At 71.6% G+C, this 22,446-nt stretch carries 18 protein-coding genes and 4 pseudogenes; 15 read left to right on the top strand and 7 right to left on the bottom strand.

What is annotated here, in order from left to right:
• Position 1: 1 nt before the first annotated feature.
• The 3 genes and pseudogenes from ACFJIT_RS18475 to ACFJIT_RS18485 all read right to left on the bottom strand — a co-directional run bounded on the left by ACFJIT_RS18475 (position 2) and on the right by ACFJIT_RS18485 (position 2,787).
• Positions 2 to 815 (bottom strand): annotated as a pseudogene (locus tag ACFJIT_RS18475) (glycosyltransferase family 2 protein).
• Positions 812 to 1,597, bottom strand: a complete 786-nt coding sequence (locus ACFJIT_RS18480) for a beta-ketoacyl synthase chain length factor (RefSeq protein ID WP_379654539.1) — start codon at positions 1,595 to 1,597, stop codon at positions 812 to 814. Before ACFJIT_RS18480 ends, ACFJIT_RS18475 begins: the two are co-directional and overlap by 4 nt.
• The gene (locus ACFJIT_RS18485; protein WP_379655807.1) at positions 1,594 to 2,787 is read right to left on the bottom strand and encodes a beta-ketoacyl-[acyl-carrier-protein] synthase family protein; all 1,194 of its coding nucleotides are present in this window, start codon (positions 2,785 to 2,787) and stop codon (positions 1,594 to 1,596) included. Before ACFJIT_RS18485 ends, ACFJIT_RS18480 begins: the two co-directional genes overlap by 4 nt.
• A 178-nt stretch (positions 2,788 to 2,965) precedes the next feature.
• Between ACFJIT_RS18485 and ACFJIT_RS18490 the strand changes: the two genes are divergently transcribed.
• From ACFJIT_RS18490 to ACFJIT_RS18500, 3 genes and pseudogenes are all read left to right on the top strand, one after another.
• Positions 2,966 to 3,226, top strand: coding sequence for a YcgL domain-containing protein (locus ACFJIT_RS18490; protein ID WP_379654540.1), 261 nt, complete (start codon positions 2,966 to 2,968; stop codon positions 3,224 to 3,226).
• Positions 3,219 to 6,604, top strand: a pseudogene (locus ACFJIT_RS18495) (ankyrin repeat domain-containing protein). Before ACFJIT_RS18490 ends, ACFJIT_RS18495 begins: the two are co-directional and overlap by 8 nt.
• 37 nt (positions 6,605 to 6,641) lie before the next feature.
• Positions 6,642 to 6,998, top strand: a complete 357-nt coding sequence (locus tag ACFJIT_RS18500) for a tRNA-binding protein (RefSeq protein WP_379654541.1) — start codon at positions 6,642 to 6,644, stop codon at positions 6,996 to 6,998.
• A gap of 14 nt (positions 6,999 to 7,012) precedes the next feature.
• Here ACFJIT_RS18500 and ACFJIT_RS18505 read toward each other — a convergent pair whose 3' ends face one another.
• Positions 7,013 to 8,836, bottom strand: a complete 1,824-nt coding sequence (locus ACFJIT_RS18505; RefSeq protein ID WP_130521677.1) for a monovalent cation:proton antiporter-2 (CPA2) family protein — start codon at positions 8,834 to 8,836, stop codon at positions 7,013 to 7,015.
• Positions 8,837 to 8,996: 160 nt separating this feature from the next.
• On the opposite strand from ACFJIT_RS18505, the gene ACFJIT_RS18510 reads away from it, so the two are divergent.
• The gene (locus tag ACFJIT_RS18510) at positions 8,997 to 9,869 is read left to right on the top strand and encodes an energy transducer TonB (RefSeq protein WP_379654542.1); all 873 of its coding nucleotides are present in this window, start codon (positions 8,997 to 8,999) and stop codon (positions 9,867 to 9,869) included.
• An 875-nt stretch (positions 9,870 to 10,744) separates the two neighbouring features.
• Here the strand turns inward: ACFJIT_RS18510 and rho are convergent.
• Positions 10,745 to 11,981, bottom strand: a pseudogene (rho, locus tag ACFJIT_RS18515) (transcription termination factor Rho).
• A gap of 756 nt (positions 11,982 to 12,737) precedes the next feature.
• Positions 12,738 to 13,079 carry a thioredoxin TrxA gene (gene trxA, locus ACFJIT_RS18520; protein WP_130521680.1) on the bottom strand — a complete coding sequence of 114 codons (342 nt, stop codon included), beginning with the start codon at positions 13,077 to 13,079 and terminating at the stop codon, positions 12,738 to 12,740.
• 226 nt (positions 13,080 to 13,305) lie between these two features.
• Here trxA and rhlB point away from each other — a divergent pair.
• From rhlB to ACFJIT_RS18565, 9 genes and pseudogenes are all read left to right on the top strand, one after another.
• Positions 13,306 to 15,095, top strand: a pseudogene (rhlB, locus tag ACFJIT_RS18525) (ATP-dependent RNA helicase RhlB).
• Between the two features lie 135 nt (positions 15,096 to 15,230).
• Positions 15,231 to 15,917 (top strand): cell division ATP-binding protein FtsE, encoded by a 687-nt coding sequence (ftsE, locus tag ACFJIT_RS18530; protein WP_130521682.1) that lies wholly within the window; start codon positions 15,231 to 15,233, stop codon positions 15,915 to 15,917.
• Positions 15,918 to 15,954: 37 nt separating this feature from the next.
• Positions 15,955 to 16,920 (top strand): permease-like cell division protein FtsX, encoded by a 966-nt coding sequence (gene ftsX, locus ACFJIT_RS18535; RefSeq protein WP_379654543.1) that lies wholly within the window; start codon positions 15,955 to 15,957, stop codon positions 16,918 to 16,920.
• Positions 16,921 to 16,934: 14 nt separating this feature from the next.
• A complete protein-coding gene (locus ACFJIT_RS18540; protein ID WP_130521684.1) occupies positions 16,935 to 17,777 on the top strand; it encodes a response regulator in 843 nt (280 codons plus the stop codon).
• Between the two features lie 5 nt (positions 17,778 to 17,782).
• Positions 17,783 to 18,139, top strand: a complete 357-nt coding sequence (gene folB / locus ACFJIT_RS18545) for a dihydroneopterin aldolase (RefSeq protein WP_130525206.1) — start codon at positions 17,783 to 17,785, stop codon at positions 18,137 to 18,139.
• Positions 18,136 to 18,540, top strand: coding sequence for a 2-amino-4-hydroxy-6-hydroxymethyldihydropteridine diphosphokinase (locus tag ACFJIT_RS18550; RefSeq protein WP_379654544.1), 405 nt, complete (start codon positions 18,136 to 18,138; stop codon positions 18,538 to 18,540). The genes folB and ACFJIT_RS18550 overlap by 4 nt, the downstream gene beginning before the upstream one ends.
• A gap of 30 nt (positions 18,541 to 18,570) precedes the next feature.
• Positions 18,571 to 18,696, top strand: coding sequence for a hypothetical protein (locus tag ACFJIT_RS18555; RefSeq protein ID WP_379654545.1), 126 nt, complete (start codon positions 18,571 to 18,573; stop codon positions 18,694 to 18,696).
• Positions 18,697 to 18,726: 30 nt separating this feature from the next.
• Positions 18,727 to 18,852 (top strand): hypothetical protein, encoded by a 126-nt coding sequence (locus ACFJIT_RS18560; RefSeq protein WP_379654546.1) that lies wholly within the window; start codon positions 18,727 to 18,729, stop codon positions 18,850 to 18,852.
• A 30-nt stretch (positions 18,853 to 18,882) separates the two neighbouring features.
• Positions 18,883 to 19,008 (top strand): hypothetical protein, encoded by a 126-nt coding sequence (locus tag ACFJIT_RS18565; protein ID WP_379654547.1) that lies wholly within the window; start codon positions 18,883 to 18,885, stop codon positions 19,006 to 19,008.
• Between the two features lie 92 nt (positions 19,009 to 19,100).
• Here ACFJIT_RS18565 and ACFJIT_RS18570 read toward each other — a convergent pair whose 3' ends face one another.
• Positions 19,101 to 19,850 carry a pteridine reductase gene (locus ACFJIT_RS18570; RefSeq protein WP_379654548.1) on the bottom strand — a complete coding sequence of 250 codons (750 nt, stop codon included), beginning with the start codon at positions 19,848 to 19,850 and terminating at the stop codon, positions 19,101 to 19,103.
• A 163-nt stretch (positions 19,851 to 20,013) separates the two neighbouring features.
• Here ACFJIT_RS18570 and ACFJIT_RS18575 point away from each other — a divergent pair, with 163 nt between their 5' ends.
• Both ACFJIT_RS18575 and ACFJIT_RS18580 read left to right on the top strand, forming a co-directional pair.
• Positions 20,014 to 21,459: a circularly permuted type 2 ATP-grasp protein gene (locus tag ACFJIT_RS18575; RefSeq protein WP_131659174.1), complete on the top strand. Its 1,446-nt coding sequence runs from the start codon at positions 20,014 to 20,016 to the stop codon at positions 21,457 to 21,459.
• A complete protein-coding gene (locus ACFJIT_RS18580; RefSeq protein WP_379654549.1) occupies positions 21,459 to 22,400 on the top strand; it encodes an alpha-E domain-containing protein in 942 nt (313 codons plus the stop codon). Before ACFJIT_RS18575 ends, ACFJIT_RS18580 begins: the two co-directional genes overlap by 1 nt.
• The last annotated feature ends 46 nt before the right edge of the window (positions 22,401 to 22,446 follow it).

Here is a 22,446-nt window from a genome sequence, read left to right on the forward strand (position 1 = left end):
TTCAGGCGTCCGCCGCCGGGGAGGGAGCCGGCACCCTAGCAAACTCGCCGTGTGGGTCGTGGATGACCGGGCGGGTGGCGCGGATGCCGCGATAGACCGACAGCAGCCGGCCATGGCGCAGCACCTGGCCGACCACGTGCGTGGTGATCCTGCACAGGTCGCGCACCAGGCGGAAATGGCTCTTGCGGAAGGTGCCCGGCTCGGTGCCGGCGTAGCGCGTCTCGATCGGAACCGACACCACGCGCGCACCGGCGCGGCGCGCGGCACTGATCAGCATCTGCGCCTCGAATACGAAGCCTTCGCCTTCCACCCCGTCCAGCGTGAACACGCTGCGCGGATAGAAGCGCTGGCCGCTCTGCGTGTCGACCAGGCGGAAGCCGCAGCCCCGAGGCGATGCCCCAGTCGCCGAAGTCGTTGCCGATGCGGCGGATGATCGGCTGGCTGGCGCGCTTGCGCAGGCGTGCGCCGTTGACCACCCAGCCGGGGTAGGCATTGGCCGCCTCGAGCATGCGCGGGAAGTCGCTGGCCCGGTGCTGGCCGTCGCCGTCCATGGTCAGCACGCCCTGCGCGCCCTGGCGCGCGGCCTCGGCGAAGCCGCTGCGCAGCGCCGCGCCCTTGCCCAGGCGCTGCGAATGGCGGATCAGCGTCACCGGCAGGCCGTCCAGGCAGTCGCTGGTGCCATCGTCGGAGCCGTCGTCGACCACAATCACCCGCGGGCACACCGCCAGCGCGTCCTCGACCACTTCGCGGATGCGCAGCCGCTCGTTGAGCGCGGGGATCACCACCGCCACGTCGTCCATGGTCAGCGTGCTCATCGGACGATCTCCACCTGCAGCACCGCGCCGTGGCCGGCGTCGAGGTGGCAGCGCGCGGCGCCCTGGGCCAGGGCGTCGAACAGCGGCAGCATCGGCGCCATCGCGTTGCCGGCGGCGAGGGTTTCCAGCGGGCCGGCCGGCGCGCGGTCGACGCCGCCGGTGCCCAGCGCGGCGAGCAGGGCGAGGCCTTCGCCCTGCGCACTGAGCACCAATGCAGCGCCCAGCAGCCCCTGGCTGTGCGAGATGCGCCCCAGCGGCCCCACCGACTGGCTGTCGTAGCCCACCAGCAGCACCTCCGGCGTGCCGGTGGCCAGCTGGGTCAGCGCTTCGAGCAGGCCCTGGGCGAAGCTGCCGTGGAAGGCGCTGATCGCGGTGGCCGGCGCATGCGTGCCGGCGCCGATGGTCCAGTAGCCGGCCGCGGCGTTGTGCACCGAGTTGTGGAAGCGGATCGGCGAGATGCCGGTCGGGTCGCTGGCCAGCTGGCGGCACATGTAGTCGGTGATCGCCAGATCGCCGTGGGTCGAAGTGAACACCGAGGGCAGGGCCGACGGGTCGCGGCCGGCGGCCTGGCATGCGGCCAGCGCCACTTCCAGGGCCACGGCCACCGTTTCCGGGGCGCGGCGGCGTTCGTTGGGCGCGAGCAGCTGCGGGGCCGGCTTGGCCGGCGCGTCGGGCGGCAGCGCGCCGCCGCGGGCATAGCCCTGCGCGGCGTCCCAGGACGGCAGGCCGCGGCACCAGAAGCCGATGCCGGCCACGCGGGCATTCAGGACCGGGGCGCTCATGCGCGGCCGAAGACCAGCGCGCAGTTGTTGCCGCCGAAGCCGAAGGAGTTGTTCATGGCGTACTGCACCGGGCGCCGCTCGGGCGCGAAACGGATCTGGGGACCGCACGCCGGATCGGGCGTGTGGGCGTTGAGGGTGCCGGGGAGATAGCCGGTGTCCAGCGCGATCAGCGCGAACACCGACTCGACGATGCCCGCCGCGCCCAGCGTGTGCCCGGTCCAGGCCTTGGTCGAGGCCGCGTGCAACCCGTCGGGGAACAGCTTGGCCACCGCGATCGCCTCGACCGTGTCGTTGGCCGGCGTGGAGGTGCCGTGCAGGTTCAGATAGTCCAGCTGCGCGGGCTCGATGCCGGCCCGGGCCAGCGCATCGGCCATCGCCAGCTGCGCGCCCAGGCCTTCCGGATGCGGGGCGGACATGTGGTGGGCATCGCTGGATTCGCCGTAGCCGCGCAGCTGCAGGCCGGCCTGCGCCTGGTCCGCGCGTTCGATCAGGGCGAAGCCGCCGGCCTCGCCCAGCGACAGCCCGTCGCGGTGGGCATCGAAAGGCATGCACGGATTCTTCGACACCAGCTGCAGGGCGTTGAAGCCGTACAGCACGCTGCCGCACAGCGTGTCCACGCCGCCCACCAGCGCCGCATCGACCAGCCCGGCCTGGATCAGCCGCGCGGCCTGGGCGAAGACCTTGGCGCTGGACGAACACGCCGTGGCCACGGTCACGCAGGGCCCGGCCAGGCCGGTGGCGTGCTGGACGAAGTCGCCCAGCGAGTGCGGCGTGTGCACGATCGGGCGCGCCAGGTCGTCGGGGAAGCGCTCGCCTTCGGCGTCCTGCTCCAGGCGGGTGTAGGCCTCCTCGCTGGCGCCGATGCTGGAGGTCGAGGTGCCGATCACCACCGCTACGCGTGCCGCGCCGTAGCGGCCTGCCGCGTCCTGCACCGCGTCGAGCACGCCGTCCTGGCCCAGGGCGAGCCAGGCCAGGCGGTTGTTGCGGCAGTCCCACTGCGCCAGCTCAGGCGGCAGCACGACGTCCTCGACGCCGTCGACGCGGCCGATCCAGCAGTCCAGGCGCGGCGTCGGACCGAAGTCGTTGCGCCGCAGGCCGCTGCGGCGCGCTTCCAGGCCTTGCGCCTGCGCCTGGCGGCCATGGCCCAGGGCGGTGGTGGCGGTATAGGCCGTGATCGCCAGGGGCGTCATGCGGGACGGGGACGGCATCCAGAGCTTTGTGTCAGTCGATGGCGTTCGAGTATAGCCAGCGGCCTTGGCGTGACCGTGTGCACGCGCAGGTGGCGTTTCAGGTTCGGGTTTCGCCACTGCGGGCTTTGCCGCACAATCGTTGCGACTTTCCTGATCAATCGGATTCGCGCACAACCGGATGCATGCGTTCGTCTACAAGAGCCTGCGCAAGGCCGACACGTACCTGTACCTGGCAGCGCGCGACGACTTCGCCCGTCTGCCCGCGCCGGTGCGCGCCCAGCTGGGCGAGCTGGCCTTCGTGCTGGAAGTGACCCTGAGCCCCGAGCGCAAGCTGGCGCGCGAGGACATCGCGGTGGTGCGGCAGAACCTGGCCAGCCAGGGCTTCCATCTGCAGTTCCCGCCGTTGGCGGCGATCCAGGATCCGATGCCCGATGCCTGATCCTGTCCGTCCGCCGATCCGTGCGGCGCTGGTGGCGCTGCTCGCCGGCCTTGCCCTGGCCGCACTGACCTTCTTCGGCGGACCGGTTGCCGCGGTGGGCGCGCTGCTGGCCCAGCCGGCGCTGGCCCTGGCGGTGTCCTGGCAGGCGCGCACGCGCGCACCGGCGCGGCGCGATTTCCTCAAGCGCGATCTGCTGCCGCTGCTGGCGGTGTGGGGCGCGGGTTTCGCCCTCGCGGCCGCGCTGCTGGCCTGGCCGCTGCAGGCGCTGCGCAGCGGTGGCTCGCTGGGCGCGGCGCTGGGCCTGAGTGCGGTGGTCGGCGTCTGCCTGATCGGCGTGTGGCGGGCCTGGCCGCTGTGGCTGGCGGTCGAACGCGAGGGCGGCGCGCTGTCGCGCCAGTGGCGGGCGATGGCCGACCGCGACGTCGGCGACTGGCGCGGGCTGGGCGTGGCCGCGGCCGTGGCGCTGGCCATCGGCGGCGGGCTGAGCCTGCGCCTGGCCGGCGCTGTGGCCCAGCACCCTGCGCGCGGCCGGCGCGATCGTCTACGCGCTGGCCCTGCCGCTGCTGCATGCCGGCCTGCAGCGCGCCACCCGCGCCGGTGGCCTGCCGGTGCTGGACATGCCGGCCAAGCCCGCCGCCCGACCGGCGCAGAAGACGCCGCCGTCCTTCGCCCCGGCGCCTGCGCCTGCCGCGCGCCCCACGGCCGCCCCGGCACCGGCCGCCGCGCCGCGCGCCACGCCGGCACCCGCCGCGGCGGGTCCGGCCCAGGAGGCGGCGCTGTACGAGGCCGCGCGCAGCGGCCGGGTCGAGCGCGCGCTGGAGCTGATCGAGGCCGGCGCCAACCCGCGCGCCCTGCCGCCGCCGGACGCGCGCGACCAGCGCAGCCTGGCCGTGCTGGCCGCGGTGCTGCCCGACCTGCGCCTGCTGCGCACCCTGATCGCCAAGGGCATCGACCTCAACCAGGCCCACGCCGGCATGACCCCGCTGCTGGCGGCGACCCGCGACAGCTGGCACGGCCGCCCCGACGCGGTCACCACGCTGCTGACCAACGGCGCCGACCCGCGCCAGGCCGACCGCGAAGGCAACACCGCGCTGCACCACGCCGCGCGCAGCTCCGACCCCGGCGTGGCCGCGCTGCTGCGCGACGCCGCCGCCGAGCTGGACGCCCTGAACCACGACGGCATCACCCCGCTGGGCATCGCCTGCGTCGCCGGCAACTGGCGCCTGGCCAAGTTCCTGCTCGAACGCGGCGCCCGCCCCGAGCCCGCCGGCGGGCAGCCGGTGCTGCTGGCCGCTGCCGCCACCGAGGAAGACGACGCGGCCGGCGTGCAGCTGCTGCTCAAGCACAAGGCCAAGGTCGATGCGCGCGGCGCGCACGGCCGCAGCGCCCTGCACGAGGCCGCGCTGGCCGGCCATGCCGAGATCCTGGCCGCGCTGCTCGCCGCCGGCGCCAGCGTCGATGCGCGCGACGAAGCCGGCGCCACGCCGTGGCTGGAGGCCGCGCGCAGCGGCCGCGTCGCCGCGCTGGACACCCTGGCCGCTGCCGGCGCCGACCTGGCCGCGGTGGATGCCCGTGGCCGCAACGCGCTGCTGCTGGCCAGCACCGCCGAGCAGGTCGTGCCCGCGGTGGTCAAGCGCCTGCTGGAACTGGGCGTGGACCCCGAACGGCGCGACCTGGCCGGCCACCGCGCCGCCGACCTGGCCGCCGCGGCCGGGCGCTGGGCCCTGGTCTCCCAGCTCGATCCCGAGTACCCGTTGCCGACCGCCGTCTCGGCGGCCGACACCCACGCCCCGCGGCCGGACCAGTCGCCGCTGGGCCTGCTGCGCGAAGCGCTTGAGCGCGGCGAACGGCGCGGCCTGGACGCGCTGGTGCGGCTGTGCTCGCCGCAGGAGCTGGGCAGCCTGCTGCATGCCCCGGCCCTGCAGGCGCAGGCCGATGCGGTGGCCTGGCTGCTGCGCCACGGCGCCTCGGGCGAACAGCCCGACGTGCGCGGCGACCTGCCGCTGCTGGCGGCGATGGCGCGCGGACCGGCGGCGCTGCCGGTGATCCGGGTCCTGCTCGACGCCGGCCTCTCGCCCGCCGGCAGCGCCGGGCTGGCGCGCTTCCTGGCCGCCTGCCGGCGCCTCCGATGCGCGCACCCGGCCGGAGGTGGCCGCAATGGCGCTGGAGCTGCTGGCCCGCGGCGCCGATCCCTTCGCCCCCGCGCCCGGCGGCGACCGCGCGCTGCCTCTGGCCGTGCGGCTGGACTGGCCGGCGCTGGTGGAGGCCTTGCTCGCCCTCGGCGTGGACCGCGAGGCCCGCGACGCGCGCGGCATGTCGGCGCTGCACCTGGCGACCGCGCTGGGCAATGTGGCGATGGTGCGGCGCCTGATCGCGGCCGGCGCCTCGCCCGACGCGCGCGCCGCCGACGGCCAGACCCCGCTGGGCGTGGCCCTGTCGGCCGGCCGCCGCGACCTGGCCGACTGGCTGGACTGGCGCGTCTGGCCGCTGCCGCGCCGCGCGCTGCAGCCGGCCGACCTGCCGGCCGCGGCCAAGGCCGGCGACGCCGACGCGGTGCGCCGCCTGCTCGACCTGGGCTTCGACGTGGACGCGCAGGACGCGCAGGGCTGCAGCGCGCTGCTGCGCGCAGCCGGCGGCGGCCACGGCGCGGTGGTCGACCTGCTGCTGGCGCGCGGCGCCGATCCGCAGCGCCCTGCGCGCACCGGCGCCACGCCGCTGTCGGCGGCGGTGAGCATGCGCCAGACCGCGATCGTCGGCGCCCTGCTCGATACCGGCGCCAGCATCGAATATCGCCTGCCCGGCGAGGTCAGCGTGCTGATGCTGGCCGCCGCGCTGGGCCTGCCCGATGTCGCCGCGCGCCTGCTCACCGCCGGGGCCGACGTGCACGCGGTCGATGCGCAGGGCCTGACCGCGCTGCACTGCGCGGGGCTGTTCGGCTTCATCGCCCGCGACCGGCCGCGCCTGCTGGCGCTGCTGGACACCTTGCTGCTGGCCGGCGCCCAGCCCGACGGGCCCGACGGCGGCACGGTCACGCCGCTGCTGCTGTTGCTGGGCGCGCGCGCCGAGCCGGGCACCGCCTGCGACGAGGACGTGATCCTGGCCGGCCTGGAGCGCCTGCTCGACGAGAACGTCGCGCTCGACGTGCGCGATCCGCGCGGCTTCGGCCCGCTGCATCTGGCCGCGCTGCACGGCCTGCTGCGCGTGGTCCAGCGCCTGCTGCGCGCCGGCGCCGACCCGGCCCAGCGCGATGCGCTGAACCGCATCCCGCGCGATATCGCGATCATGCGCGGCTTCGTCGATGTGGCCGGCGAACTGGCGCCGACCGTGGTGCCCGGCGCCGGCGCGCCGATCGCGCGCTTCCTGCGCGATCCGCGCTGAAGGCGGCGCACCGCTTCCCACCCCTGGATCCTCGCCGATGTCCGACGCGCCCGCCGCCGATGCTGCCCCCATCACCTGGGCCGATTTCGAAAAAGTGCTGCTGGTGGCCGGCACCATCCTCAAGGTCGAGCCCTTCCCCGAGGCGCGCCGGCCGGCCTACAAGGTCTGGGCCGACTTCGGCCCTTACGGCCAGCGCAAGACCAGCGCGCAGATCGTCAGCCTGTATGCGCCCGAGGACCTGGTCGGCAGACAGATCGTGGCGGTGCTGAACTTCCCCGAGAAGCAGATCTGGCCGTTCCGGTCGCAGTTCCTGCTGACCGGCGCCTACACAGAGGAGGGCGTGGTGATCACCACGCTGGAGCGCCCGGTGCCCAACGGCGCGCGCCTGGGCTGAGCGCCGGCGCGGCCTCAGTCGCTGGCCGCCGGTTTTTCCGTCGTCGTAGCTGTCTGGGCGTCCGCTGTCGCGGGCGGCGCCGTGTCGGCGGCGACCAGCTTTTCCAGGTCGCGGCGCGCATCGCGCGCGGTCTGGATCAGCGCCGCGTCGTCGTCGTAGACCAGGTACTGCTCGCGCAGCAGCTTCTCGTCGTGCGCGCGGAAGCGCTGCGCCTGCCGCGCGGCTTCTTCCTCGTCCACGCCCAGCGCGGTCAGCACTCGCTCGCCCATTTCCAGGCTGGAGCCGAAGGTCTCGCGGAAGGGCTCGGCGCTCAGGTCCATCAGCCGCCAGGCGTGCTGGCGGTTGCGCGCCCGGCTGAGCACCGTGGCGGCCGGGTACATACGCCGGATCAGGCGTGTGCAGCGGATGTTGGTGTCCGGATCGTCCATGGCCACCACGAACACCTTGCAGTGCTGCGCGCCGGCCGCGCGCAGCAGGTCGGGCCGGGTGGGGTCGCCGTAGAACAGCCGCGCATTGCCGAAGCGGCGCAGGGTGTCTACCTGCTCGGCGCTGTGTTCGAGCGCGACGAAGGACACGCGCTGGGCGGTGAGCAGGCGCGCGACGATCTGGCCGAAGCGGCCCATGCCGGCGATCAGCACGCGCGGCTGCAGGTCCTCGACCTCCTCGAAGGCGCGCTTGGGCGCGGCCGGCGCGTGGTCCAGCCAGCGGCTGGCCGCGATCAGCAGCAGCGGCGTGGCAGCCATCGACAGGCCGACCATCGCCACCAGCCGGTCGCGCTGCTGCCCGCTCAGCAGGTCCGCCTGCGCGGCCTGGTTGAACACCACGAAGGCGAACTCGCCGCCCAGCCACAGCACCGCGCCCAGCTTCAGCGCCGCGCGCCAGCTCAGGCGCACCTGCCAGCGGCCCAGCGCCAGCAGCACGCCGGCCTTGACCAGCAGCAGGGTCAGCACGCCGGCGGCGATGATCTGCGGCTCGGCGCGGACGCGGTCGATGTCGATGGACATGCCCACGGCGATGAAGAACAGGCCCAGCAGCAGGCTCTTGAACGGCTCGATCTGCGATTCCAGCTCGTGGCGGAACTCGGAGTCGGACAGCAGCACGCCGGCCAGGAACGCGCCCAGGCCGGCGCTCAGCCCGGCCAGCTGCATCAGCCAGGCCGTGCCCAGCACCACCAGCAGCGCGCTGGCGGTGAACACCTCGGGCATCCGGGTACGCGCCACGATGCGGAACAGATGCCGCAGCGCCAGCCGGCCGAACAGCGCCACCAGCACGATCGCGCCGATCGCCTCCAGGCCCGTGGCCCAGCTCAGGGTCTGGTTCTTGGCCCCGCCCAGCAGCGGGATCGCCACCAGCAGCGGGATCGCGGCCAGGTCCTGGAACAGCAGCACCGCAAAGCCGGTGCGGCCGTAGTCGGTGGCCAGGGCCTTGCGTTCGGCCAGCAGCTGCAGGCTGACCGCGGTGGAGGACAGCGCCAGACCCATGCCGATCACCAGCGCCTTCTTCCAGCTCAGGCCCAGGCACAGACACAGCGCGCCTAGCACCAGCGTGGTCAGCAGCACCTGCAGCCCGCCGGTGCCGAACACCGGCTTGCGCATCACCTTCAGCCGCGAGGGCGAGAGCTCCAGGCCGATCACGAACAGCAGCATGACCACGCCGACTTCCGAGGCGTTGAGGATGCGCTCGGCATCACGCACGAAGCCGAAGCCATGCGGGCCCAGCAGCGCGCCGGCGACCAGATAGGCCAGCACCGCGCCCAGCCCGAGGCGCTTGAACACCGGCACGGCCACCACGCCGGCCAGCAGGAACACCAGCGCAAGTTGCAGACCGCCGTCGTTCATCGAAACTCCCTTTGCGCCCCTTCCATTATGCGCCGCCGCGCGCCTCGGACCGGCCGCGCGCGTGGGGCTGCACTGTCATGGCGCCGGCGGGCCGGAAGGCACTTGCCGCCGCTGCGCCGGGGCGGCAAGCTCGGCGCCTCATCGTGGACAGGGATCGACCATGCGCATCATCGTCAGACTCGCGGCCTTCTTGTGCAGTGCGCTGCTTGCGACCGTGGGGAATGCCGCGTTCGCGCAGACCCGTGGCGAAGTCAGGGAGACGCTGGAATCCAGCCTCGTCGTGACCGGCGACATCCGCATCGCCAGCGACGGCAAGGTCAAGGCGTTCCAGATCGATCGGCCGGACAAGCTGTCGGGCGACGTGACGCAGCTGATCGACCGTGCGGTGCCGAGCTGGGAGTTCGAGCCGATCCTGGTCGCGGGCAAGCCGGCGGAGGTGCGCTCGCGCATGCGCATCCGCCTGGTGGCGTACAAGCGTGAGGATGGCAACTATGTGCTGAGCATCCGCAGCGCGTCCTTCACCGGCGACCAGGACGAGGAGGTCGATGCGACCTGGCTCAAGCAGCAGAAGATGCCGCCGCCGGCCTATCCGGCGGTGGCCGCGGCGTCCAACGTGTCGGGCACGGTCTTTCTGCTAATCAAGGTCGGCGCGGACGGCAAGGTCCAGCAGGCGTTCGCCGAGCAGACCAATCTGCGCGTGCTGGCCAACGGGCGCGAGATGGCGCGCTGGCGCAAGGTGCTGGAGCAGTCGGCCATCGCCGCCACGCGGGCCTGGCAGTTCACGCCCTCCGCCAACGATCCCAAGCATCCGGAGGGCGGCTGGACCTCGCGCGTGCCGATCGACTATTCGCTCGCGCGCCAGCGTCCCGGCTACGGCACCTGGGAGCCCTATATTCCCGGTCCGCACATGCCGGCGCCGTGGCTGCGCCCCGAGCTGGCCCGCGCCCAGGACGTCGATGCCGCCCAGTCCGGCACGCTCGCCCCGGTCGGCGAAGGCGCGATCCGCCTGCGCACCGAGCTCGGCCAGGGCTAGCGCGGGCGCGCTCCCGCGTCGTGTGGGCACCGCTCTGGCGGGCGGTGTCTGCTTTCCCCTCAAGCGGGTCATCTGCCCGCCTTACATCCTCCTATCGTCGTTCCCGCGAACGCGGGAACCCAGGGGCTTTCGCTCGGAGCACGAAGAGCAGGTTTTTCTCGCGAAGCTGAGGTCACGTCGCAGTTGGGCTTTGCGGCTTCGGAGGGGGGCGCTTTTCCCTGCCGTACCTACCCACTACCGTCGTTCCCGCGAACGCGGGAACCCAGGGACTTTCGCTCGGAACACCAAGAACCGGTTCTGCTCGCGAACCTGAGGTTGCGTTGCAGTTGAGCGTTGCGACTTCGGAAGGGCAGCGGTCCGGCGGGCGGGGGCCGCTTATCCCTCAATCAGGGCATCCTGCCCTGATTCGGGCGCTCGGCGTCCTGCCTCGCTAGTCGCGGCCCCCGCCCGCCGGCCCGCTGCCGCGCGCTTCAGGTCACGAGGCTTCGGTCTGCGGGGCGTCGAACCTCTCCGCGCGCACAACCCGACCAGTAACGGGAAGTCATCGACTTGAGGCCCCCTCCCTTGCGCGCAGCGCAGGGGAGGGATGGGGAGGGGTCGAGGCTTTACCGGGCAAGCCGCCGAAGCAAGAGCACCGCACCCCAGCCCTCCCCTTCGCCTGCGGCGAAAGGGAGGAGGCAGAGCGCTTGCTCAATGCCTTCGTTGGAAGAAGTCCTGATCTGCACGCTCGCGGAGCCGCGCCCGCCCGGGTCGAGGCTGCTCACCGAAGCCGGCTTTACCGACCACGCACACTGAAGTCATTCCCGCACATCGGTGCGAGAAAAACAAAAAGCCCCGCAATGCGGGGCTTTTCGTTGGGCTGCGAGAAGCGCGGTTCAGCGCTTCATCGAGCTGAAGAACTCGTCGTTGGACTTGGTGTTCTTCATCTTGTCCAGCATGAACTCCATCGCGGCGATTTCGTCCATCGGGTGCAGCAGCTTGCGCAGGATCCAGATCTTCTGCAGCAGCTCCGGTTCGATCAGCAGGTCCTCGCGGCGGGTGCCGGAGAGGTTGACCGCGATGGCCGGGTAGACGCGCTTCTCGGTGATGCGGCGATCCAGGTGGATTTCCGAGTTGCCGGTGCCCTTGAACTCTTCGTAGATCACCTTGTCCATCGCGCTGCCGGTGTCGACCAGGGCGGTGGCGATGATGGTCAGGCTGCCGCCTTCCTCCACGTTGCGCGCCGCGCCGAAGAAGCGCTTGGGGCGGTGCAGGGCGTTGGCGTCCACGCCGCCGGTGAGCACCTTGCCCGAGGACGGCACCACGTTGTTGTAGGCGCGGGCCAGGCGGGTGATCGAGTCGAGCAGGATCACCACGTCCTTCTTGTGCTCGACCAGGCGCTTGGCGCGCTCGATCACCATCTCGGCGACCTGCACGTGGCGGGCGGCGGGCTCGTCGAAGGTCGAGCTGATGACCTCGCCGCGCACGGTGCGCTGCATTTCGGTCACTTCTTCCGGACGCTCGTCGATCAGCAGCACGATCAGGTGCACGTCGGGATGGTTGGTGGTGATGGCCGTGGCGATCTGCTGCATCATCATCGTCTTGCCCGCCTTGGGCGGGGAGACGATCAGCGAGCGCTGGCCCTTGCCCTGCGGGGCCATCAGGTCGAGGATGCGGCCGGCGATGTCCTCGGACGAACCGTTGCCGCGCTCCAGGTGGAAGCGCTTGCGCGGGAACAGCGGGGTCAGGTTCTCGAACAGCACCTTGCCCTTGCTGGCCTCGATCGGCTCGCCGTTGATGGTGTCGACGATGTTCAGCGCGAAGTAGCGCTCGCCGTCCTTGGGCCAGCGGATGCGTTCCGGAGATGTGGTCGCCGGTGCGCAGGTTGAAGCGACGGATCTGGCTGGGCGAGATATAGGTGTCGTCCGGGCCGGCCAGGTAGCTGGCCTCGGCCGCGCGCAGGAAGCCGAAGCCGTCGGGCAGGATCTCCAGCACGCCGTCGGCGGCCACGCCCTCGCCATGGCGGGTCAGCACCTTGAGCAGGGCGAAGATCACGTCCTGCTTGCGGGCGCGGGCCACGCCTTCCTGGATCTGCAGCTGGTCGGCGATCTCGATCAGCTTGTGCGCCGGCATCTTCTTCAGATCGCTCAGCGAGTACTGCGGGAAGCCCTCGGGCACCTGCGGGTGCGGACGCGGCACGAAGGTCTCGCTGGCGGCGTCCTGCGGCAGACCGTCGTTGTAGCGGTCGTTGCGGCCCCGCTCGCGGTCGCGGCGGTTGCGGAAGCGCTCGCGCCGGTTGTTGCCCTGGCCCTGCTGCTGGCCGTTCTGGTTGTTCTGATTGTTGTTCTGGAAGCGCTGCGGATTGTTGTGCTGGCCGTTGCCGTTGGCCTCACCGCTCTGCTGGCCCTGCGGGGCCTGCCGGGGCTCGCTCGGGGCGCCGTCGCCGCCGCCTTCGTTGCGCGGCGCGCTGGCTTCAGCCGGGGCGGCGGGCGGCGCCGACGGGGCGGGCGCGCTGGCTTCCGGCGCCGGGGCGGGCCTGGGCGCAGGCGGTGCGCTGTCCAGGGCCAGGTCGGGCTGGGCGATGGCGTCGGGCTTGGGGGTCTTGCTCACGCGCGGCTTGCGCACGCGCTTCTCGGCGGTGGCGACGCCGGTTTCGTTGCTGTCGGACAAAGGGCGATTCCTCGCTTAAGAGGTTGCGAGCCTGCCGGCGGCACAAAGGGCGCGGGCGGCTGTTGGAGTGACGGTGGGTGGTGTTGCAGAAGGGGTGCGGCGCGAGAACCCCAAGCGCCGGATATCTTGACCTTAACACCGCGCCGGAACGGCTTCAAGCGCGTCCCGGCGTCGGTTTGCAGCGGATTCAGGCCCCGCGGGAGGCCGCGGGGCGGGGCATCAGGCGGCCTGGGCGCCGATGGCCTTGTCGATCATCTGGGTCAGCTGACCCTTGCCGACGGCGCCGACCTGGGTGGCCTGGACCTGGCCGTCCTTGAACAGCAGCAGCAGCGGGATGTTGCGCACGTGATACTTGATGGCCGTGGCGCGGTTGTCGTCGACGTTGAGCTTGACCACCTTCAGGCGGCCCTCGTAGGCGTTGGCCAGCTCGTCCAGGACCGGGGCGATCATCTTGCACGGACCGCACCATTCGGCCCAGAAATCGACCAGAACGGGTTCATCGGACTGCAGTACGGCAGCGTCGAAATCGGCGTCGCCGACGTGGGTCACCTTGTCGCTCATCAGGGGGTCTCCGTGGGAGGTTTCGCGGTGCGGGGCCGGAAGATGGCCGCCGGATGCGGTAAAATGGGGTGTTTCGCGGCCCGATCAAGCCCTGCATGCTCTAGGGGGCGGCCGCGCCACCCGGCATCGAGGGCGCCAGTGTGCGACCGGGTTGCCGGCGATGCAAGCGGACTTCTCCGCCCCCTTCATCCCGCCGTCGGCCCGTGCCCCGGCGTAAAGAGAATTCATGAGCGACAAGCCTCTTACCGACGTCACCTTCAACTCCTTTCCCCTGCATCCGGACCTGCTGGCCGGGCTGGAAGCGGCCGGTTTCTCCCGCTGCACGCCGATCCAGGCGCTGACCCTGCCGGTGGCGCTGGCCGGGCGCGACGTGGCCGGCCAGGCCAGACCGGCACCGGCAAGACGCTGGCCTTCCTGGTGGCGGTGATGAACCGCCTGCTGACCCGGCCGGCCCTGGCCGACCGCAAGCCGGAGGATCCGCGCGCGCTGATCATGGCGCCCACCCGCGAGCTGGCCATCCAGATCCACAAGGACGCGGTCAAGTTCGGCTCGTCGCTGGGCCTGCGCTTCGCGCTGGTCTACGGCGGGGTGGACTACGACAAGCAGCGCGAGCTGCTGCAGCAGGGCGTGGACATCATCATCGCCACCCCGGGCCGCCTGATCGACTACGTCAAGCAGCACAAGGTCGTGTCCCTGCATGCCTGCGAGGTGTGCGTGATGGACGAGGCCGACCGCATGTTCGACCTGGGCTTCATCAAGGACATCCGCTTCCTGCTGCGGCGCATGCCCGAGCGCACCACGCGCCAGACGCTGCTGTTCAGCGCCACGCTCAGCCACCGCGTGCTGGAGCTGGCCTACGAGCACATGAACGAGCCGGAGAAGCTGGTCGTCGAGGCCGAGACGGTCACCGCCGCGCGCGTGCGTCAGCGCATGTACCTGCCGGCCGACGACGAGAAGATCCCGCTGCTGCTGGGCCTGCTGTCGCGCAGCGAGGGCGCGCGCACCATGGTGTTCGTCAACACCAAGGCCTTCGTCGAACGCGTGGCCCGGGCGCTGGAGCGCGCCGGCTACCGCGTCGGCGTGCTGTCAGGCGATGTGCCGCAGAAGAAGCGCGAGACCCTGCTCAAGCGCTTCCAGGCCGGCCAGCTGGAGCTGCTGGTGGCCACCGACGTGGCCGCGCGCGGCCTGCACATCGACGGCGTCAGCCACGTCTACAACTACGACCTGCCGTTCGACGCCGAGGACTACGTGCACCGCATCGGCCGCACCGCGCGCCTGGGCGCCGAGGGCGATGCGATCAGCTTCGCCTGCGAGCGCTACGCGATGAGCCTGCCGGACATCGAGGCCTACATCGAGCAGAAGATCCCGGTCGAGCCGGTCACCGCCGAACTGCTGACCGCGCTGCCGCGCCCCGAGCGCGCGCCGCTGCCGCCCGGCGAGGACGGCGAGGAGGCCGAGAGCGTCAGCGCCATCTTCCGCGAGGCGCGCGAGCAGAAGGCCGCCGACGAGGCGCGTCGCGGTGGTGGGCGCTCCGGCTCCGGCGGCGGTGGGCGCAGCGGTCCGCGTGAGGGCGGTCGCTCCGGCACCCGCGATGGCGCCGGCAGCCGCGGCCCGCGTCCGCCGCGCCGTCCGCGCAGCGAGCCGGTGGCAGGCGAGGCGGCCGTTGCGCCGGTCGCCGACACGCCGCTGGCCGAGGCGCCCCGCGCCGTGCCGGCCGCTGTCGCAGACGTCGAGGTGCCGCACGATCCGAACGCGCCGCAGGGCGAGAAGCGCCCGCGCAAGCGCCGTCGTCGCCGCCACGGCCGTCCGGTCGAAGGCGCCGAAGGCGCGACGCCGCCCTCGGCCAGCTCCGGCAACGGCGCCGCTGGCCCGCGCGCGCCGCGCGCCAAGCCCGAGCCGTCGGCCGCCGCGCCGGTCGCCAAGGCCAAGCCGGCCCCGGCCGCCGCGTCGGCCGCCGGTAACGACTCGTTCCTGACCCGCTTGGGCCGCAAGATCAAGTCGCTGGTCGGCGGCTGACGCGAGAGGAACGCGGGTGGAGCAGCGCGCAGCGCATCGGCGCTGCGACCGCTTCGCCGCCGCGCGTTCCTCGCTCCGCTTCCCGCTCCACGGGTCACGCACTCGTTCTTCGCGTCGCGCGGGCATAATCGCGCCATGACCGTCCTGCGCTTCGAAAACGTCAGCAAGCTCTATCCCGGGGGCCACGAGGCCTTGTCCGATGTCAGCTTCGAGGTGGGCGAGGGCGAGATGCTGTTCGTCACCGGCCACTCCGGCGCCGGCAAGAGCACGCTGCTGCGGCTGGTGCATCTGAGCGAGCGGCCCAGCCGCGGCGCGGTGGTGTTCGACGGGCGCAACCTGCTCAAGGTGCGCGGCCGCCAGATCCCGCTGCATCGGCGCCATGTCGGCGCGGTGCATCAGGACCATCGCCTGCTCACCGACCGCACCGTGGCCGAGAACGTGGCCCTGCCGCTGATCCTGCGTGGCGACCGCCGCGGCGACATCGGCAAGCGCGTGCGCGAGGTGCTGACCCGCCTGGGCCTGGGCCATCGCGAGCGCGCGCTGCCGACCCAGCTCTCGGCCGGCGAGCAGCAGCGCGTGGGCATCGCCCGGGCGATCGTGTCCGAGCCGCGCCTGCTGGTCGCCGACGAACCGACCGGCAACCTCGACCCGACCCTGGCCGCGGAGATCATGTCGCTGTTCGCCTCCATGCCCGAGCGCGGCACCTCGGTGCTGGTGGTCAGCCACGACCTGGCGCTGATCAAGCGCATGCGCAAGCGCGTGCTGATCCTGGACCATGGCCGGCTGATGGACGACATCAGCCCCGACGACCTGGCCGAGTGACCGACATGATGTCCGCAAGTTTCGTAGGGGGGCGCGCATGAGCGACCAACCGGGCCCGAAGATCGAACCCAACCGCCGCGTCGACGGCCCGCGCTCGGGCGTGGGCATCTGGCTGGACCAGCACCTGTACAGCTTCGTCTCCAGCCTGGGCCGCGCGCTGCGCCGGCCCTGGTCCACGGCCCTGACCATCGGCGTGATGGCGGTGGCCCTGGCCCTGCCGCTGGGCCTGTGGCTGGCGCTGGGCAACGTGCAGCACTTCGCCGGCAGCGTGCAGGCCTCGCGCCAGGTGGACGTGTTCCTCAAGCGCGACACCTCGCCCGAGCGCGTTCGCGCGCTGGCCGACGAGGTCCGTGCGCGCCCGGACGTGGCCCGCGTGGACCTGCGCACGCCCGAGCAGGGCCTGGCCGACTTCCGCAAGCTCAGCGGGCTGGACGCGGCCATCGATGCGCTGGACGAGAACCCGCTGCCGGCGCAGCTGGTGGTGATCCCCAGCGGCGACGACGCGCCGCTGGCCCAGGCGCTGGAGCAGCTGCCCGAGGCCGACGTGGTCCAGCACGACGCGGTCTGGCGCCAGCGCCTGGACGGCTGGCTGCGCTTCGGCACGCGCCTGGTGTGGGTGCTGGCGGCGCTGTTCGGCCTGGGCGCGGCGCTGGTGGTGGGCAACACCGTGCGCCTGGACATCCAGTCGCGGCGCGAGGAGATCGGCGTGCTGCAGCTGCTGGGCGCCAGCGACGGCTTCATCCGTCGGCCCTTCCTCTATCTGGGCGCCTGGTACGGCCTGGGCGCCGGGGTGCTGGCGCTGGGCCTGGTGCTGGTGGCCGGGGCCGCCCTGCGCGCGCCGCTGGAGGCGCTGGCGCAGAGCTATGGCAGCCGCTTCGCGCTGGACGGGCTGGACCCGGCGCGCGCTGGTCTGGTATTGGTGGCGGCCTTGATCATCGGCTGGTTGGGGGCCTGGTGGGTGACCGGGCACTACCTGCGCCAGACCCGCCCGACCGACACCTGACCGCCCCCGCGCTTATGGCCCCCCAAGACTTGCGGCACCTGATCAGCGACGCGCCACGGGTCATGGTGGTGGACGGCTCCAAGATGGTGCGCAAGCTGATCGCCGATGTGCTCAAGCGCGACCTGCCGCAGGTCGAGGTGGTCGGCTGCGCGACCCTGGCCGAGGCGCGCGAGGCGCTGGCCAAGGGGCCGGTCGACCTGGTCACCACCGCCTTGTCGCTCAAGAGCGGCAGCGGCCTGGAGGTGGCGCGCGCGGTGCGCGAATCCGCCGGCCAGGCCTATGTGCCGGTGATCGTGGTCTCCGGCGAGGCGCAGCAGCATCTGGAGGAGCGCCGCTTCACCGAATTCGTCACAGATTACTTCGACAAGGCGCTGGGCCACGAAGCCCTGGCCGCCTTCATCCACGGCTACGTGCAGCCCGAGCCGGTGCCCGGCTCGACCGTGCTCTATGTCGAGGACAGCCGCGTGGTGGCCGAGACCACCACGCGCATGCTCGAGCGGCATGGGCTGAAGGTGGTCCACGTGCTGCGCGCCGAGGATGCCTTCGGCCTGCTGACCGCCGAGTCGCTGGGCCTGTCCGATATCCGCTTCGACGTGGTGCTGACCGACGTGACCCTGAAGGGCGAGCTGAGCGGAGTGGACATCGTCCAGCGTGTGCGCGTGGATTTCGGCTACGGCAAGCGGCGCCTGCCCATCCTGGTGATGACCGGCGACAGCAACCGCGACAACCAGGCCGAGCTGCTGCGCGACGGCGCCAACGACCTGGTGCTCAAGCCGATCGAGGAACGCCTGCTGGTGACCAAGGTGCTGTTCCAGCTGCGGCTGGCGCGCATGGCCGGCGGGCGCGTGGACGCATGAGCGCGATGGACGATGTGGTTTTCATCGACGGGCTGCGGACGCAGGCCTTGATCGGCGTGTACGACTTCGAGCGGACCGGCCCGCAGCCGCTGGTGTTCGACGTGGAGATGACCATGGACACGCGCGCGGCCGGAAGCAGCGATGCGCTGGGCGACACGGTCGATTACGCGGTGGTGGCGCAGACCATCGAGCAGCTCTGCGCCGGCTCGGCCTTCGCGCTGGTCGAGGCGCTGGCCGAGACCATCGCCGCGCAGCTGCTGCGCGCGTTTCCGATCCGCACCGTCGCCCTGCGCGTGACCAAGCCGCAGGCCGTGCCGGCCGCGCGTGGCGTGGGCGTGCGCATCGTGCGCCACGCCGCATGAAGACCCACCGCTACGTGCTGCTGCTCGGCACCAGCCTGGCCTCGCCGCTGGTGCTGGAACGGGCGATCGAATCGCTGGCGGTCGAGGGCCTGATCGAGGCGGCCTCGCGCCGGGTCAGCGGGCCCAGCATCAGCGCCGGCGATGCGCGCCATTTCCACAACCAGGCCGTGGTGCTGGCCACCGCGCTGATGCGCGAGGCGCTGCCGGCGCGGCTCAAGCAGATCGAGGCCGCGCTGGGCCGCACGCCGAATGCGGCCGATTGCGTGATCGACATCGATCTGGCCTGCGAGTGCGACGGCCACGGCATCGTGCTGTGGCGCGACGACCGCAAGCTGGGGCATACGCTGTTCCTGGACCTGATGCAGGACGTGCTGGATCAGCTGCGCGGCTCCCACCTGTAGAGCGGAGCTTGCTCCGCTGGGGCTTTCCCGATGATCCGGCCGAAGCGCAGCGGAGCAAGCTCCGCTCTACAACGCGACGATCGCAAGCTGGGGCATGCGCTGTTCCTGGACCTGATGCAGTACATGCTGGATCAGCTGCGCGGCTCCCCCCTGTAGAGCGGAGCTTGCTCCGCTGGGGCTTTCCCGATGATCTGGCCGAAGCGCAGCGGAGCAAGCTCCGCTCTACGACGCGACGACCGCAAGCTGGGGCATGCGCTGTTGCTGGACCTGATGCAGGACGTGCTGGATCAGCTGCGCGGCTCCCCCCTGTAGAGCGGAGCTTGCTCCGCTGGGGCTTTCCCGATGATCCGGCCGAAGCGCAGCGGAGCAAGCTCCGCTCTACGACGCGACGACCGCAAGCTGGGCCATGCGCTGTTGCTGGACCTGATGCAGGACGTGCTGGATCAGCCGCGCGGCTCCCACCTGTAGAGCGGAGCTCGCTCCGCTGGGGCTTTCCCGATGATCCGGCCGAAGAGCAGCGGAGCAAGCTCCGCTCTACACGGTTGCTTCCACGCCTCGCGCTACACGAACACCGAGCGCCCGCCGTCGATCGCCACCACCTGGCCGTTGATGTAGGCGTTGCCGTCCAGCAGCCAGCGCACCGCCGAGACGATGTCCTCCGGCGCGCCCTGGCGCTGCAGCGGCACGCGCTCGCGCAGCAGGGCCTCGGTCTCGGCCTTGGTCGGGTTCTCCGACCACAGGATGTTGCCCGGCGCGATCGCGTTGACCCGCACCCGCGGGCCCAGCTCGCGCGCCAGCGACTGGGTCATCATCACCAGCGCGGCCTTGGCCATGCAGTACAGCGTGTGCTCGGGCAGCGGGCGCTGGGCATAGATGTCGGCGATGCTCACGATTGCCCCGCCGCTGGCCGCCAGATGCGGCGCGGCCGCCTGGGAGAGGAAGAACGGCGCGCGCGCGTTGGAGGCGAACAGCGCGTCCCACTGCGCCGGCGTGGCCGTGCCGATCGGCGTGGCGTAGTAGGCCGAGGCATTGTTGACCAGGGCGTCGAGCCGGCCGAAACGCCGCACCGTGTCTTCGACCAGTGCCGGCAGCCGCTCGGTGTCGGCCAGCTCGGCCTGCAGCATCAGCGTGCTGCCCGGACGCGCGGCTTCCAGCTCATCGACCAGCGCCTGCATCTGCGGCGCCGAGGCGCGGTAGTGCAGGCCCAGCGCGTAGCCGTCGGCGTGCAGGGCGCGGGCGATGGCCGCGCCGATGCGCTTGGCGGCACCGGTGATCAGGGCGACGCGGGGTTGGTCGGACATGGCGGTCATCGCGGCGAGGACGAACCGCGATTGTGGCATCGCCGGCCGCCGCGCCGGACTGCCGAGCGCGCCGCTGGCATTGCTTGACGCCGGTCATGGTTTGCGGGCATGTTGCCGAAGAACCCTGTCGCGACCGCTTTCCGCTGGCTGCAAGGGCATCGGAACGGAGCGAATGGACTGGGCGAAGTATCGGACTTCCACGTTTGACGAGCTGATCCAGGCCGATGGCCAGCCGCGCCCCGCCGCGCGCCGGCTGGTCGAGTACCTGGAGGGGCTTTCGGGGCGCGAACTGGCCGAGCGCCAGCTGGCCGCCGACGTCACCGCCCGGGTCATGGGCATCACCTTCACCGTCTATTCCGATGGCCGCAACGTCGACCGCACGCTGCCCTTCGACCTGATCCCGCGCATCATCCCGCGCCGCGAGTGGGAGGTCACCGAAGCCGGCCTCAAGCAGCGCATGCAGGCGCTGAACCTGTTCATCGGCGACATCTACGGCAAGCAGCAGATCGTCAAGGACAAGGTGTTCCCGGCGATGCTGCTGGCCGACTCGGTCAATTTCCGTCCGCAGTGCGTGGGCATCACCCCGCCGCTTGGCGTGTGGGCGCACATCTGCGGCTCGGACCTGGTGCGCGATGCCGACGGCACGCTGTACGCGCTGGAGGACAACCTGCGCATCCCCTCCGGCGTGAGCTACATGCTGGAGAACCGCATGGTGGCCAAGCGCGTGTTCCCGGAGCTGTTCGAGACCAGCTCGATCCTGCCGGTGGACGAATACCCCAGCCAGCTCTACGAGACCCTGGCCGCGCTGTCGCCGCGCCCGGGCGATGCGCCGGTGATCGCGCTGCTGACGCCGGGCGTGTTCAACAGCGCCTACTTCGAACACGCCTATCTGGCCCAGGCCATGGGCATCGAGCTGGTCGAGGGCTCGGACCTGTTCGTCGCCGACGACGACTGCACCTACATGCGCACCGTGTACGGCCCGCAGCGCGTGGACGTGATCTACCGGCGCGTGGACGATCTGTTCATCGATCCGGAGGTGTTCCACCCCGATTCGATGCTGGGCGTGCCGGGCCTGATCCGCAGCTGGCGCGCCGGCAAGGTGGCGCTGGCCAATGCGCCGGGCGCCGGCGTGGCCGACGACAAGGTGGTCTTCGCCTACGTGCCCAAGATGATCAAGTACTACCTGGACCAGGAGCCGATCCTGCCCAACGTGCCCAGCTATCTGTGCCACGACGCGGCCGATCGCAAGTACGTGCTTGAGCACCTGGACCAGCTGGTGGTCAAGCCGGCCAACGAGTCCGGCGGCTACGGCATGCTGATCGGCCCGCGCGCCAGCGCGGCCGAGCGCGAGAAGTTCCGCGGGCTGATCCAGGACGATCCACGCAACTACATGGCCCAGCCCACGCTCAACCTGTCCACCGCGCCGATCGTCACCGACGAAGGCCCCTCGCCGCGACACCTGGACCTGCGCCCCTTCATCCTCTCGCGCCAGGACACCTACGTGACCACCGGCGGATTGACGCGCGTGGCCATGACGCCCGGCTCGCTGGTGGTCAATTCCTCGCAGGGCGGCGGCGCCAAGGACACCTGGGTGGTCGACGAGGAGGGGGACGCCTGATGCTCTCGCGCGTCGCAGACAACCTGTACTGGTTCAGCCGCTACATCCGCCGCGCGGAGAACACCGCGCGCCTGGTCGGCGTGGGCAGCATGCTGCAGCTGGACCTGCCGCGCTCGGTGCGCTTCACCTGGCGGCCGATGATCGACACGGTCGGCGCCGGCGAGGTGTTCAACGCGCTGCATCCCGACGCCGGCACCGATGTGGCCGATGCCGAGGTGGTGCGCTTTTTGCTGCTGGACGAGCTCAATCCGTCCTCGCTGCGCGTCACCCTGACCCAGGCGCGCGAGATCCTGCGCGGCATCCGCGATGCGCTGCCGCAGGAGGTGTGGGAGGCGGTCAACGATCTGCACCTGTACGTGGGCGCCAGCGGCGAGCGCGCGCTGCAGCGGCGCTACCGCGAGGAGTTCATCAACCGCACCGTCGATGGCTGCCTGAAGGTCTCCGGCCTGCTGTCGGCCAACGTCAGCCGCGACATCGGTTACCAGTTCCTGCGCCTGGGCACCGGTATCGAACAGGCCGACATGACCACGCGCATCATCGATGCCGGCGCCTCGGGCCTGATCACACCGCGCACCGAGGAAGACCGCGAGGCCTTCCGCAACATGCAGTGGATGGCGGTGCTGCGCTCGCTGGCCGCCTACCAGATGTATCGCCGCCATATCCGCCAGCGCGTCACCGGCGAGCATGCGCTGCGCTTCCTGCTGCAGAACACCGAATTTCCGCGCAGCGTGCAGTTCTGCCTGACCCGCGCCCAGCACGTGCTGCCGACCATGCCCCCGCGCCCGAGCGTGGACCGTCATCTCAACCGCGTGGTCGGCATGACCCGCAACGCAGATCCGGTGTGGCTGGCCGCGCAGAATCCGGCCTCGTTCATGGACGATATCCAGACGCGCCTGAGCGATCTGCATCAGGCCATCGTCGAGGGCTACTTCTACAACTGAGGAGTGAATGCAGCGCCTAGTGCGCTGCTTCGACTCTCTTCGCTAC

The organism is Pseudoxanthomonas sp. UC19_8 (genome assembly GCF_042700505.1).
GTDB lineage: Bacteria > Pseudomonadota > Gammaproteobacteria > Xanthomonadales > Xanthomonadaceae > Pseudoxanthomonas_A > Pseudoxanthomonas_A winnipegensis.

Coding starts and splice junctions, on each gene's coding strand:
- ACFJIT_RS18490 (WP_379654540.1), top strand. CDS start 2,966: ATGCATGCGTTCGTCTACAAGAGCCTGCGCAAGGCCGACACGTACCTG.
- ACFJIT_RS18480 (WP_379654539.1), bottom strand. CDS start 1,597: ATGAGCGCCCCGGTCCTGAATGCCCGCGTGGCCGGCATCGGCTTCTGG.
- ACFJIT_RS18505 (WP_130521677.1), bottom strand. CDS start 8,836: ATGAACGACGGCGGTCTGCAACTTGCGCTGGTGTTCCTGCTGGCCGGC.
- ACFJIT_RS18580 (WP_379654549.1), top strand. CDS start 21,459: ATGCTCTCGCGCGTCGCAGACAACCTGTACTGGTTCAGCCGCTACATC.
- ACFJIT_RS18560 (WP_379654546.1), top strand. CDS start 18,727: ATGATCTGGCCGAAGCGCAGCGGAGCAAGCTCCGCTCTACGACGCGAC.
- folB (WP_130525206.1), top strand. CDS start 17,783: ATGGACGATGTGGTTTTCATCGACGGGCTGCGGACGCAGGCCTTGATC.
- ACFJIT_RS18550 (WP_379654544.1), top strand. CDS start 18,136: ATGAAGACCCACCGCTACGTGCTGCTGCTCGGCACCAGCCTGGCCTCG.
- ACFJIT_RS18575 (WP_131659174.1), top strand. CDS start 20,014: ATGGACTGGGCGAAGTATCGGACTTCCACGTTTGACGAGCTGATCCAG.
- ACFJIT_RS18485 (WP_379655807.1), bottom strand. CDS start 2,787: ATGACGCCCCTGGCGATCACGGCCTATACCGCCACCACCGCCCTGGGC.
- trxA (WP_130521680.1), bottom strand. CDS start 13,079: ATGAGCGACAAGGTGACCCACGTCGGCGACGCCGATTTCGACGCTGCC.
- ACFJIT_RS18510 (WP_379654542.1), top strand. CDS start 8,997: ATGCGCATCATCGTCAGACTCGCGGCCTTCTTGTGCAGTGCGCTGCTT.
- ACFJIT_RS18570 (WP_379654548.1), bottom strand. CDS start 19,850: ATGACCGCCATGTCCGACCAACCCCGCGTCGCCCTGATCACCGGTGCC.
- ACFJIT_RS18500 (WP_379654541.1), top strand. CDS start 6,642: ATGTCCGACGCGCCCGCCGCCGATGCTGCCCCCATCACCTGGGCCGAT.
- ACFJIT_RS18565 (WP_379654547.1), top strand. CDS start 18,883: ATGATCCGGCCGAAGCGCAGCGGAGCAAGCTCCGCTCTACGACGCGAC.
- ftsE (WP_130521682.1), top strand. CDS start 15,231: ATGACCGTCCTGCGCTTCGAAAACGTCAGCAAGCTCTATCCCGGGGGC.
- ftsX (WP_379654543.1), top strand. CDS start 15,955: ATGAGCGACCAACCGGGCCCGAAGATCGAACCCAACCGCCGCGTCGAC.
- ACFJIT_RS18555 (WP_379654545.1), top strand. CDS start 18,571: ATGATCCGGCCGAAGCGCAGCGGAGCAAGCTCCGCTCTACAACGCGAC.
- ACFJIT_RS18540 (WP_130521684.1), top strand. CDS start 16,935: ATGGCCCCCCAAGACTTGCGGCACCTGATCAGCGACGCGCCACGGGTC.